Annotated in this window: 10 protein-coding genes; 3 read left to right on the top strand and 7 right to left on the bottom strand. The window is 61.5% G+C overall.

The window, feature by feature from the left end; translation table 11 throughout:
- Nucleotide 1: 1 nt before the first annotated feature.
- From RVAN_RS14870 to RVAN_RS14850, 5 genes are all read right to left on the bottom strand, one after another.
- Nucleotides 2-1,987, bottom strand: coding sequence for an ABC transporter permease subunit (locus RVAN_RS14870; RefSeq protein WP_013420533.1), 1,986 nt, complete (start codon nt 1,985-1,987; stop codon nt 2-4).
- Nucleotides 1,988-1,990: 3 nt separating this feature from the next.
- Nucleotides 1,991-2,899 carry a branched-chain amino acid ABC transporter permease gene (locus RVAN_RS14865; protein WP_013420532.1) on the bottom strand — a complete coding sequence of 303 codons (909 nt, stop codon included), beginning with the start codon at nt 2,897-2,899 and terminating at the stop codon, nt 1,991-1,993.
- An 88-nt stretch (nt 2,900-2,987) separates the two neighbouring features.
- Nucleotides 2,988-4,202 carry an ABC transporter substrate-binding protein gene (locus tag RVAN_RS14860; RefSeq protein WP_013420531.1) on the bottom strand — a complete coding sequence of 405 codons (1,215 nt, stop codon included), beginning with the start codon at nt 4,200-4,202 and terminating at the stop codon, nt 2,988-2,990.
- Between the two features lie 309 nt (nt 4,203-4,511).
- Nucleotides 4,512-6,092: a phosphoglycerate dehydrogenase gene (serA, locus tag RVAN_RS14855; protein ID WP_013420530.1), complete on the bottom strand. Its 1,581-nt coding sequence runs from the start codon at nt 6,090-6,092 to the stop codon at nt 4,512-4,514.
- 137 nt (nt 6,093-6,229) lie between these two features.
- Nucleotides 6,230-7,390 carry a phosphoserine transaminase gene (locus tag RVAN_RS14850; protein WP_013420529.1) on the bottom strand — a complete coding sequence of 387 codons (1,161 nt, stop codon included), beginning with the start codon at nt 7,388-7,390 and terminating at the stop codon, nt 6,230-6,232.
- A gap of 336 nt (nt 7,391-7,726) precedes the next feature.
- On the opposite strand from RVAN_RS14850, the gene RVAN_RS14845 reads away from it, so the two are divergent.
- Nucleotides 7,727-8,095: a PepSY domain-containing protein gene (locus RVAN_RS14845; RefSeq protein WP_013420528.1), complete on the top strand. Its 369-nt coding sequence runs from the start codon at nt 7,727-7,729 to the stop codon at nt 8,093-8,095.
- 135 nt (nt 8,096-8,230) lie between these two features.
- Here RVAN_RS14845 and RVAN_RS14840 read toward each other — a convergent pair whose 3' ends face one another.
- A complete protein-coding gene (locus tag RVAN_RS14840; protein WP_013420527.1) occupies nt 8,231-9,940 on the bottom strand; it encodes a L,D-transpeptidase family protein in 1,710 nt (569 codons plus the stop codon).
- Between the two features lie 255 nt (nt 9,941-10,195).
- Nucleotides 10,196-10,771, bottom strand: a complete 576-nt coding sequence (locus RVAN_RS14835; RefSeq protein WP_013420526.1) for an HNH endonuclease — start codon at nt 10,769-10,771, stop codon at nt 10,196-10,198.
- A 129-nt stretch (nt 10,772-10,900) separates the two neighbouring features.
- On the opposite strand from RVAN_RS14835, the gene RVAN_RS14830 reads away from it, so the two are divergent.
- Together RVAN_RS14830 and galE are read left to right on the top strand one after the other, a co-directional pair.
- Nucleotides 10,901-11,239 carry a DUF2293 domain-containing protein gene (locus RVAN_RS14830; RefSeq protein ID WP_041787715.1) on the top strand — a complete coding sequence of 113 codons (339 nt, stop codon included), beginning with the start codon at nt 10,901-10,903 and terminating at the stop codon, nt 11,237-11,239.
- A gap of 160 nt (nt 11,240-11,399) precedes the next feature.
- A complete protein-coding gene (gene galE / locus RVAN_RS14825; RefSeq protein ID WP_013420524.1) occupies nt 11,400-12,380 on the top strand; it encodes a UDP-glucose 4-epimerase GalE in 981 nt (326 codons plus the stop codon).
- Nucleotides 12,381-12,840: the final 460 nt, after the last annotated feature.

Here is a 12,840-nt window from a genome sequence, read left to right as displayed (position 1 = left end):
CCTACTCCGCCGCTTCGGCGACCGTGCCGCCAAGATATGCCTCGATCACGCGCGGGTCGTTTTGAACCTTCGCTGGCGGCCCTTCGGCGATCTTCTGCCCGAAATCGAGCACCGAAACCGTGTCGCAAAGGCCCATGACCACGTCCATGTGATGCTCGATCAGGATCAGCGTGATGCCATGCCCCCGGATCTTGCGGATGATCTCCACAAGTTCGGCGATGTCGGGCGCGGAAAGGCCCGCCGCCGGTTCGTCGAGCAGCAGAAGCGACGGATCGAGCGCAAGCGCGCGGGCAATCTCCAGCATGCGCTGCTTGCCGTAAGGGAGGTTGCGCGCCTCGGTGCCCGCGAACTGGCCGAGACCCATGAAGTCGAGGATCGCCATGGCGCGGGCGCGCGCTTCGGCTTCCTCCCGGGCGCGGCGCGGCGTGCGCAGTACCGCATCCATCAGCGTGCTGCGGAAGGTGTGATGCAGCCCGACGAGCACGTTCTCGATTGCGGTCATCTCGCCGAAAAGCTGTACGTTCTGGAAGGTGCGCGCAATGCCCTTGCCCGCAATTTCGCTCGGCGTGAGCCCGTCGATCCGGTGCTGCGAGAGGTAAACGGCGCCGGCGGTTGGCCGGTAGACGCCCGTCAGCACGTTCATCATCGTGCTCTTGCCGGAGCCGTTCGGGCCAATGAGACCGTGAATCGTTCCCGGCGCGATGGCGAGTTTCACCGAATCCAGCGCCTTCAGGCCGCCGAACTGCATCACCACGCTTTCCACTCGAAGCAGCGTCTTCGCGTCGGCAAGCCCCCTGTCCGCGAAGATCGCACTCGCGGCGGCGGGTTGCGCGGCGGTGACGTGGCGCGGCTTCAGCACCGGGAAGACCTCGCGCAGGAAGCCCATCACGCCGTCCGGCAGGTAGAAGACCACGAAAAGGATCATCAGGCCGAAGATTGTGAGGCGATAGTCGGTGACGTTGTTGACGTTCAGCGTCAGCGGCAGGAACGCCAGGCACAGGATAACCGGCGGCAGCGCGCGAACGAGCTTTTCGCGACTGCGAAGCGCGATGATGGCCAGCGCCACCAGAGCGGCGGCGGCGATCATCCCCGCCATGATGCGCACGAGTTCGATGTCGGACAGCACGTTCGGCAAATACACGATGATGAAAGCGCCGATGAGCGGCCCTGCGCGCGACTTTCTCCCGCCGAGGATCACCGCCAGCAGAAACAGGATCGATAGCTCGAAATTGTAGGTGTTTGGCGAGACGTAGCGCTCCGACCAGGAGAAAAGCGCGCCCGCGAGCCCCGCCAGAGCCGCCGACACCACGAACGCGTAAACCTTGTAGCGATAGACACTGACGCCCATGCAGTCGCAGGCGATGGGGCTGTCGCGCAGCGCTTCGAAGGCACGGCCATATTGCGAGCGCACCACGCGGTTCACCACGAGGATCGCCACGAGCATCAGCAGCACGCAGAGATAATAGAATTCGAGGCGCTGGAATTCCGCCGCCTTGAGGCCGAGCGTGCCTTGCCAGAACGAACGCCAGTCCGCGAAGTCCACCACGCGCGGCGGCGGCAGCGTCACGCCGAGCGGGCCATTCGTGAGGCCCGTCCATTCATTGATGACGATCTGGATGATGGTGCCGAAAGCGAGCGTCACCATCGCGAGGTATGGGCCGATCACCCGCAGCGCGGGCACTGCGAGCACCGCGCCGAAGATGCCCGTCACAATGACGCCGACGAGAAGCCCCGGCCACACCCCCAGCCCGTAATGGTGGAAGATCACCGCCGCGCCATAGGCCCCGATGCCGAACAGTCCTGCATGGCCAAGGCTGACCTGCCCCGTGTAGCCCACCACTATGTCGAGGCCGAGGATCAGGATGGCGTAGATCGCCATCATCTGAACGAGGTGGATGTAATAAGAATTTTGCCCCGCGAGGAAGGGGAACGCGAATAGCCCAATGGCCAGAAGTCCCGCACCGATGAAGGGAAGAGCGCGCGCCATCGATCAGACCTTCTTGATGGTGCGGCGGCCGAACAGCCCTGCCGGGCGGATCGCGAGCACGATGAGAACGAGGATCAGGCCCGGCACATCCTTGTAGCCGGTCGAGACGTAATAGCCCGTCAGCGTTTCGATCACGCCGAGGAGGATGCCGCCGACGATCGCGCCGAGCGCCGAGTCGAGCCCGCCGATGATCGCCACCGCGAACGCCTTCAGCGCCAGCACCGCGCCCATTGTTGCGCCCGTCAGCGTCACCGGCGCGACGAGGACGCCCGCGAAAGCCGCCGTCATCGAACTCATGGCGTAGCTCATGGTGATGACGCGCCGCGTGTCGATGCCCATGAGGCCCGCCGCGTCGATGTCGTTTGAAGTGGCGACGAACGCCTTGCCGTAGATCGAGCGGCGATTGAATGTCTCCACCGCTGCCATCATCAGCAGCGCGCCGACGACCACCATGATTTCTGCGGGCAGGATGCGTACCGCGCCGAGTTCGATAGCGGTTTCAGGCAGCGGCGACGGGAATTTCAGATCGTCGCGACCCCAGATGTTTTCCGCCATGTTGCGGAAAATGATGCCGAGCGCGATGGTGGCCATGATCCAGCCGAACTCGGACTTCGTCTCGATGGCGGGCCGCACGCCGAGCCGCTCCACCACCGCGCCTTGCGCCATGCCGAAGATGAGGATCACCGGCAGCATCAGCCAGTAGCCGAGATACGGCAGCAGCGTCAGCCCGAGCATTGCGCCGAGCATCAGCGCCTCGCCCTGCCCGAAGTTCAGCGTTTTCGATGTCGCGAAGGTTAGCTGATAGCCGAAAGCGATGGTCGCGTAGATCATGCCTACGGCGACGCCGCTCGCCACGAGTTGCCAGAAGACAGAAGTCGTCGGCGCGTGAAGAAGTGTCGAAATCCAGTCCATCATGTCGCCTTGCGGGATTGGCGGTGCGGGGCATTCATTCGAAGGCGCGAAACAGAAGAGGGCGGGAAGACCCGCCCTCACGCCATGACTAATTCGTCGCCTTTTCCTTCTTCCGCACGACGCCGGAATTCTTTGCGTCTTCCTCGCGCGCGTAGACGATCTTGCCGTCCTTCACCATGCCGAACACAGGAATGTTCGCGGAGATGGCGTTGTGATCCGTCTCGCTGAACGGCTTTTCGTACGTCGTGACGACGCCTTCCACCTTCTCCTTCAGGTCTTCGAGCGCGGCGCGGATCGCTGGGCCATCCGTGGAACCGGCCTGATTGATCGCGGCGGCCAGAAGCAGCACGGAATCATAACCTTGCGCGCCCGCCACAGGCGTCGGGATCTTCGTCACGCCAAAGGTCTTGTAATACGCGTCAAGGAACGCAGCCCGCTTCGGCAGCGTCTTGTCCTCGATGAAGGTCTGCGGCATCATCACGCCGTTGCCGTTCGCGCCCGCGATGTCGATGAAGCTCTGCATGGAAGACGGCCACGATGTAATCATCGGCACGTTCCAGCCGAGCTTGGCTCGACCGTTCGCGATCTGCGCAAGTTCCGGGCCGATGCCGTAACACAGCAGCGCTTCGGCGCCCGCTTCCTTCGCGCGAAGGAGCTGCGCCGTCATGTCCACATCCTTGATGTTGAACTTCTCGACCGCCACCGGCTTCACGCCGAGCTTTTCGAGCGCCTTCTCAAGGTCTTCGCGACCAAGCTGGCCGTAGTTCGTGGAGTCCGCGAGGATGGCGATTTTCTTGTAGCCGCGTCCCTTGACCGCCTCTTCCGCCATCATGCCCGCCTGAATGGAATCGTAGGCGGAGGTGCGGAACACGTAGTTGGTGTCGTAATCCGGCTTCTTGAACTGGTTCGTGATGACCGTGCCAGTCGCCACGTTGTTGATGACCGGGATCTCGGCTTCCTGATAAAAGCGCTGGGCGGCGAGCGCCACGCCGGTATTGATGAAGCCGAGCGTCGCGACGACCTTCTCCTTGTTGATGAGTTCCTGCGCGATCTGCGCGCCAAGCTCGTTCTTGGCTTCGTCGTCGCGCTCGACAAGCTGGAGCGGTCGGCCAAGCACGCCACCCGCCTTGTTCACTTCCTCCACCGCGAGCTTGACGCCGTCGCGCATCGAAACGCCCATCGACGACGAACCGCCCGTGAAGGGACCGGATAGCCCTATCTTGATCGGCTCGGCGGCGAAGGCCCCCGTCGTCAGGGCAAGCGCTAGCGCGGCGACAGCGCCGAAAGTCCTGATTTTCATCATGTTTCCTCCATCGCCTGCCATCTTTTGCCCGTGGCGGCGTTACCTGCTTTTGTATCGCGGATGCGCGTTTTGTCACAGTGGGGCTTTGGTCTAATCGCCGGGGCTCGGAATATCACCCGGCACCGAAAATCCACTATTCCGCATGCAAATCGACGCGATGACATTCAACTTTAAGTTTGGAAACGGCTTCAATGTTCCGGTTGGTTCGGCCTGAGTCGCATTCCGGCTCCAGGCACAAAAAAACTCCCGCGAACTGCGTTCGCGGGAGCGATTTCGAAGGAGACTTAGCGCGCCGCGATGGCGCGGGCGTCAGAAGCTGAGACGTGCGGCGCGCACCACGTGCGGCAGCGCCAACGCCTTCTGGATGGTCGCATCGCTCACCGGCTCATCGACGGTGACGAGCGCCATCGCCTTGCCGCCCTGCGCTTCGCGGCCGAGGTTGAACGTCGCGATGTTCACGCCCTCGTCGCCGAGGAGCGTGCCGAGCGCGCCGATGTGGCCCGGCTTGTCGGCGTTCACCGTGAACAGCATGTTCGGCGCGAACTCGGCGTCCATGGGAACGTGGTTGATCTGGATGACGCGCGGCTTTCCATCCGAGAACACCGTGCCGGCGATGGAGATTTCCTGCTTCTCGGTCTTCAGCGTCACGCGAATATAGGTTTCGTAGGCGCCTTCCTGACCACGCTTCGTTTCCTCAACCTGGATGCCGCGTTCCTTCGCGACCGCCGGACCGGAAACCATATTGACGTGCAGGAAGTGACGCAGAACGCCCGAGATCGCCGCCGAGGTCAGCGCGCGCGTGTTCATATCGGCAACGTCGCCCGCATATTCGAGGCGGATGAAGTTCGGCGCGGCCTCGGTGAGCTGGCCAGCGAAGGAACCCAGCAACTCGGCGAGCTTCACGAACGGCTTCAGCTTCGGCGCTTCTTCCGCCGTGATCGACGGGAAGTTCACGGCGTTCGAGATCGCGCCCGTGAGGAGGTAGTCCGCCATCTGTTCGGCCACCTGAAGCGCGACGTTCTCCTGCGCTTCCGACGTGCTCGCGCCGAGATGCGGCGTGGAGATCACGTTCGCCAGCCCGAACAGCACGTTCTCCTTTGCGGGCTCCACCTCGAACACGTCGAGCGCTGCGCCAGCCACGTGGCCCGCCTTGATGGCATCGGCCAGCGCTTGTTCGACGATAAGGCCGCCGCGGGCGCAATTGATGATGCGCACACCCTTCTTCATGGTGGCGATGGATTGGGCGTTGATAATGTTCTTCGTCTTCTCCGTCAGCGGCGTGTGCAGCGTGATGAAGTCTGCGCGGCGGAACAGCTCTTCGAGGCTCACGCGCTCGACGCCGAGATCAAGAGCGCGCTCTTCGGTGAGGAACGGATCGAACGCGATGACCTTCATGCGAAGGCCCTGCGCGCGGTCCGCGACGATGGAGCCGATGTTGCCGCAGCCGATAATGCCGAGCGTCTTGGACGTGACTTCGACGCCCATGAACTTCGACTTCTCCCACTTGCCGGCCTGCGTGGAGCGGTCAGCTTCCGGGATCTGGCGAGCTAGCGCCATCAAGAGCGAAATCGCGTGCTCGGCGGTGGTGATGGAGTTGCCGAAGGGCGTGTTCATGACGATGACGCCGCGCGCGGTGGCGGCGGGCACGTCGACATTGTCGACGCCGATGCCAGCGCGACCGACGACTTTCAGGCGCTCGGCAGAGGCGAGCACCTTCTCGGTGACCTTCGTGGCGGAGCGGATGGCGAGGCCGTCGTAATTGCCGATGATTTCGGCGAGTTGATCCTTGTCGAGGCCGATCTTGGTATCGACTTCGATGCCGCGATTCTTGAAGATTTCGGCGGCCGCGGGGGAAAGCTTGTCAGCGACGAGAACGCGAGGCGCAGTCATGGGTGTGTCTCCTGAAAACGTCCAGAGACAAAAGCAAGGTTGTCATCGCGGGCTTGCCCCGTCAATCCAGGTCGCGGGCTCTGGAGGTTCCGCCGCTGGATGGCCGGGTCGAGCCCGGCCATGACAGAGGTTGAACCTTAAGCGGCGACCTTGGCCTTCGCGTTGGCGAAAGCCCAGTCGAGCCATGGCACCAGCGCTTCGAGGTCGGATGCCTCGATGGTCGCGCCAGCCCAGATGCGAAGCCCGGCGGGCGCATCGCGATAGGCGCCGATGTCCAGCGCAACGCCTTCCTTTTCAAGCGTGGAGGCGATGTCCTTGGCGACAGCGGCTTGAGCCTCGGGCGTTGCGATCTCGGGATCGACGATCTTGAGGCACACGCTCGTGTTGGAGCGCGTCGACGGCACGCTGGCGAGGAAATCCACCCACGGCGTCTTCTCGACCCAATCGGCGAGAACCTTGAAGTTCGCGTTCGAGCGCGCCTGAAGCGCCGTCAGGCCGCCGAGACCTTCCGCCCAGTTCAGCGCATCGAGATAGTCTTCGACGCAGAGCATGGACGGCGTGTTGATCGTCGAGCCGTCGAAGATCTCGCGGTTGAGCTTGCCGCCCTTCGTCATGCGGAAGAGCTTCGGCATCGGCCATGCGGGCGTGTAGCTTTCGAGGCGTTCGACAGCGCGCGGCGACAGGATGAGAATGCCGTGCTGCGCTTCGCCGCCGAGAACCTTCTGCCAGGAGAAGGTAACGACATCGAGCTTCGCCCAGTCGAGTTCCTGCGCGAAAGCCGCCGAAGTGGCGTCGCAGAACGTCAGGCCCTCGCGATTGTCGGGGATGAAGTCGCCGCTCGGAACGCGGACGCCGGAAGTGGTGCCGTTCCAGGTGAAGACGACGTCGTTGCGGAAGTCGGCCTGACCGAGGTCGGGAAGCTCGCCATAGGGCGCGTCGAACACGCGCACGTCCTTCAGCTTGAGCTGCTTCGTGATGTCCGTGACCCAGTCCTTGCCGAAGCTTTCCCAGGCGAACACGTCGATACCGCGCGCGCCGAGAGCGGACCACATGGCCATTTCGAACGCGCCCGTATCCGAGGCGGCGACGATGCCGATGAGGTAATCCTGCGGCACACCGAGGATCGCGCGCGTCTTGTCGATCGCGAGCTTCAGCTTGGCCTTGCCCGGCTTGGAACGGTGCGACCGGCCCAATTCAGCGGTTTTGAGATTATCGAGGGAATAGCCGGGGCGCTTGGCGCAGGGGCCGGAGGAGAAATGCGCGACATTGGGGCGCGCGGCAGGCTTGGTGGCCGTCATTGCGGTCTACCCTTTCAGATAGTTGCTTCCCGGTGGGGGGAAGTGTCCCGCGACGACGCATAAGCGGGCGTTCGTATGGTGTCAACAGAAATGGGTTTGCCATTATTAACTTGGACGTCAGCGTAATGTTAAAGAGCTGGCGCAACGGGAAACTTTCATAAGCTTGCGCTGTTCTACCTCATCGCGCGGCAGCGAATATAGCGTCTTGTTCTTGCGGCCAGAGAATTATGCGGGAATAGCTTTCTTCGTTCCGTGTCGTTTCGACTATCTCTCTATCGATGCCAAACTGCGCCATGCATTTTTTGGCGTTATAATCACCGCCAGAGGAAAAGAACAATGCGTAACCCGTTCAAAACTGCTGCCGTTGCCGTTTCAGTCGTCGCCGCAGCGGCGATGCTTGCTTCGCCCACGGCCTTCGCGAAGGACGACGACTCGCGAAGTGAAATCCACCAGGGCCTCAAGCAGGGAGACATCAAGTCTCTCTCCGATATTCTCGTCATTTCCAAAGACAGGGTGGTCGGCGAGGTGATCGAGGCCGAGATCGACCGCAAGGGAGGCAAGTGGATCTACGACCTCGAACTGATCGATCCCCAGGGGTTCAAGTCCAAGGTGAAGGTCGACGCCAAGACGGGCGATGTGGTTGAAGGCGCGAAAAAAGCCCAGCGCGAAGAGCGCCGGGACGAACGCCGCGAAGAGCGTCGCTAACCGTTAACGAGGGGTGGCCGGGGGTTCTCCGGCCACTGCTTCGGCCTCAAGCGCCGCCACGCAGGAATAAATGCATCGTGCGTCAGTGCGGCGAAGTAACGCTTGCTAGCCGCCGCGCTCACCTGCCTGTTTTCCTCACCAGCGGCCGAACAGCGAGTCGAGAAAGCCGCCTCGGAAGCTCGCATTGTTGCGCCAGACGCGCGGCGGCGCATCGGCCGAGTCGTCCTCCGCGTAGCGGGAGCGGCGCTGCTCGGAAACCATCTGAAGTTCCACGGGTGCGAGGTGGTCCTTGCCCCGCGATATCTGCGACCACTTTCCTTCGAGCGCGAGCGTGATGCGCCGCTCGTGGCCGTAAACGTCGGGGAAGGTGTGCAGCTTGCCGTCATCGCCCACAAGCGCCGTGAAATAGGTCATGTGGATCGGGATGCGCCGTTCGATGTCGAACTCATTGTCGTTTCCGCCGGTGCGAACCGCATCGCGAACCTGCGCCGCTTCGAACCCCTTGTCCTCCTTCAGCAGGATTTCCGCGAGGCCAATCGGGTTCTGCACGCGCATGCAGCCGTGGCTGTAGGTGCGCCGCGCCTTGTTGAACATCCATTTATCGGGCGGATAGGCATCGTGCATGAAGACGGTGTGCTGGCTCGGGAAGGAGAATTTCACCTTGCCCATCACGCTCTTCGCGCCGTTTGGTTGCACCACGTTGAAGATGCGGATGTCCGTGCGATACCAGTTGATGCGCCGCCAATCGACCGTCTGCCCGTCCTTGTCGCGAAGCTCAAGCTGCCACTCGCGCATCATGCCGCCGCCGCGCTGAAGGCTTGGCAAGATCTCGCGCACCTTGATGGACTCGGGAACGATCCAGGTCGGCTTGAACGTGATCTTCTTCAGCGTACGCGTGAAGACCGGCGTCTGCTTGTCGAGCTGCCCGGTGACGATGCGTTCCTTGCGGACCACCTCGCCATTCTTCACCACGCGCTGCGTATACTCCGGGATGTTGTTCCAGACATAGAGGTCGCCGAGGTCGGCGGGCATCCAGCGCCACTGCTCCATGTTGGCGAGGAGGCGTTTAGCTTCCGCGCTCTGCTTCTTGTCGCGCAGCGCGAGATATTTCTGACGCAGCCGCTCGAACTGGACGTGCTGCGGATGGAGGCCGCGCAAATAGGCGTCCGGCTCGTCGGTGGCGGCGACGCCGTCGAGGATCGCTTCGGGCTTGAGAAGCTGAGGCCGCCTGTCGAGGTAAGAGCTGAGCTGTTCCGAAGGGTTCGTGATGCGGCCGCCCCGCGCGAAGCGCCCGTATTTCAGCACGGCGCGGGAGATGTCGATTTCGTCGGAGGCGATGGCTTCCGGCTTCTGGTCGCCGACATGTGTGGCGGCGGTTTGGACGCGCTGATCGAGCCCAGCGGGAAGCGCGAAGTCGCTTGGGGCGAGGCCGTAATCTGCGGCGCGGGCGATTTCCGCAGCGAGGCTGCCGGCTTTGGGAGTGGGCACGCCTGATGCTGCGAACCAGAGTGGGGCGTAGCGGCGCGTCTCGTAGAAGGACAACAGGGCGGCGCGCTCATTGCGTTCCTCGTCGTCGGCTCCGGCCGGGAGCGCAAGCAGCGCCTTCCGCAATGCCTCGGCCTGCGGCGTGAGCGGAGCCGGGGCAGCTGTCACCTCCACAGCGGGGCTGTTTTCCGAGGGGGGGAGCCCAATCGCGGGAGCATCTTCGGTGCTTGCAGCCGAATCGCCTTCCAGAGCCGCCTCCACGGGGCTCCCTGGCTCGGTCTGCTGCTCCTGTGAAAACCCCGGCGACGCAAACGCCATCGCCGAGAGAATGAACAACACAAAAACGGCCCGCCCCGTCATTCGAATGCTCCTTCAACTGAAATGTTGGGGCACGATAGAGGGCGGAACTGGCGCGAAACCTGAGTTAGCGAATCGGAAATACTTATGGCAGACGGTCAGGCGCGGAGCAGGCGGACCGGAGCGCTGAGCGCGGGCTGTCTTCACGCCGTATCTGCCGGTTAAGGTACGGTTTGCTGTGGATTGACGCGCCGCGCGTCGAGTGGACACGAAAAGGCCGCCTTTCGGCGGCCTGAGAGGCGCTTCGTGGCGAGGCGCTTACGGTTCCAGTTCGACGTCCCAATACAGGTAGTCGAGCCAGCTTTGATGCAGATAGTTCGGCGGAAAGAAGCGCCCGTTGCGATGAAGTTCGTGCACCGTGGGCCGATACGGCTTCAGCGCGGGGAACATTTTCGCCTTGGCGGGCATCTTGCCGCCCTTTTTCAGGTTACATGGCGCGCAGGCGGCGGTGACGTTGTCCCAGCGCGTCTGGCCGCCCCGCGAACGCGGGATGACGTGGTCGAATGTGAGATCGTGGGGAGAGCCGCAATATTGGCATTGAAACTTGTCGCGCAGGAAGACATTAAAGCGCGTAAATGCCGGATAGAGTGCTGGCTTCACGAACGTTTTCAGCGAAACGACGCTGGGTAGCCTGATTTCCGCATTCGGGCTGCGGACAACCTTGTCGTAGAAGGAAACGATGTTGACGCGATCGAGGAAAACGGCCTTGATCGTCTCTTGCCAATTCCAGAGGGACAGAGGATAGTAGCTCAGCGGTTGGAAATCCGCGTTGAGCACGAGAGCCGGAAAGCTGTCCGGCGGAGACCTTAAAGAGGTCGCTGCGAAAGCTGTCACGTTCACCTTACCTCAACGATTGCCGTTAAGTCGGGGCCACGCTCGCACGACGTCGCTCAATACACTTACGCGGATACTACATGCGCGTGTCAATTCTGTGAAGGGTGCACGTGCACTTTTGGGCGTTTCATGGGAAAAGGGCCGAAACGTTCGCCAACGGACGAGGCTCGCATGCCGTCGCGAAGAGAAACCGAAGACGCGCTGAGGCGGCTCGCTCCAAAAATTTCTCCCTTTGAATTCAATGCAATAATCGATCACGCGATGGACAGCGCAGGGCTTTCGAAGGCGTCGCCGGAAACGGCTGCCTGGCTGTCGATGGTCGCGTTCGTGCGCCATAATTTTACGGATTATGATGCGCTGCTGGATGATGGGTATGACCAGGCGGCAGCTAGACATTTTGTCGCAGCAGAGATTGAAGACGTGCTTGCGGGTTGGGGCGTGCGTCGGAAACTGTCGGCGGGCGAGTGATCGGGCAAGCTCGGCGTAATTGAACGCCACCGGAAGGTTACGGCTTCCGCTTGTATAGGGTGTGTTTTTGTGAGCAACGGCACTTTATTTCGCCCTGTTGCATTCCCCTTACGCTTCAGTTTATAGCTTCACGCGAAAGTTATTTTCGGTGTAAAATATTATGACAATACTCGTTATCGGCGGGGCCGGCTTTATTGGATCGCACATGGTGAAGCGCCTGTGCGAAGAGGGCGAGTCCGTTATCGTACTGGACAACCTCTCCACGGGGTTTCGAGACGCCGTAGTCGGCGGAGAGTTCATTTTTGGCGATTTCGGCTCCCGGGCGTTGCTGAGCGATATTTTCAGAACGCACGACATCGACACGGTGATGCATTTCGCATCTTTCATCCAAGTTGGGGAGTCGGTGACCGCGCCGGCAAAATATTACCTCAACAATGTCTCGAACACTCTTCAATTGCTCGACCTGATGGTGGAGCATGACATCAAGCAGTTCGTGTTTTCCTCCACGGCCGCAGTTTATGGAAACACCGGTTCCGAGCCCATTACTGAAGCGCACGCATGTGCCCCAATAAATCCCTATGGCAGAACAAAGCGCATGGTGGAAGAGGCGCTAGAGGACTTCAACCGCGCCTACGGCCTCAACTTTTTCTCGCTCCGCTATTTCAACGCCGCAGGTGCAGACCCCATGGCGCGGATCGGTGAGCGACATTATCCGGAAACGCATTTGATCCCCCTGGTGCTCCAGGCAGCATCCGGACGCCGCGATGCGATTACGGTCTTCGGCCGCGATTACCCCACTCCTGACGGAACATGCGTCCGCGATTACGTGCACGTCGACGATCTCTGCGAGGCACATCTCCTGGCGGTGCGTGCGCTGCGGAAAGGCCATAAAGGGGGGTTTTTCAATTTGGGAAACTCACGAGGCTACAGCGTTGCAGAGGTTATCGAGGCTGCGCAGCGGGTCACGGGAAGGCCCATTACCGTGTGGGACGCGGAGCGGCGCGCGGGAGATCCGCCTGTGCTGGTTGCAGACGCGAGCGCGGCGGTTGATGCGTTGAGTTGGGTAGCGACGAAGCCGCACCTTGACGTAATCGTTGAGGATGCGTGGCGGTGGGAACGGAAGAAAGGATTAAAATGGTAATTCGTCGTCTTGTCTTGTCATAGAAAAACGCTGGATTTTTTACTGCGTATTCCGGCGTTTTTGAGCTGGCCTGTCGCCTGATTTTGGCCCGAAGGAGGGAGCAAGGCCCCAAAGAAAACGTGCGCCACCACAAAGAGGGACGGGCGTTCCTTTGCTTCCGTCGGCGACCGGGTGCCTAACGTGTGTTGCTATCCCGATGCCTCTGAGATTTGCGCCTGACGTGCGAGCCATTCATCGACAGCCAGTTCGATGACCCCCTGCATGTCCGTACCCCTAGCCGCCGCTGCATCCCTCAAGCGCGCGGCAGTCACGCGCGGCATCGAAAATGTCATGTTCGTATTCGTATTTTCGAGCCTGCCTTGAGGCTTCGTCAAAAAATGCTTCAAACTTCGCTTTCTCACATTATCCTCGTCGCCGTTGTGGGCTTGCCGATAGCGGCACCGAGCGGCGCCGCTCCTGC

It is taken from the genome of Rhodomicrobium vannielii ATCC 17100 (genome assembly GCF_000166055.1).
Classification (GTDB): domain Bacteria; phylum Pseudomonadota; class Alphaproteobacteria; order Rhizobiales; family Rhodomicrobiaceae; genus Rhodomicrobium; species Rhodomicrobium vannielii.
This window is presented reverse-complemented; position numbering and strand designations above follow the sequence as displayed.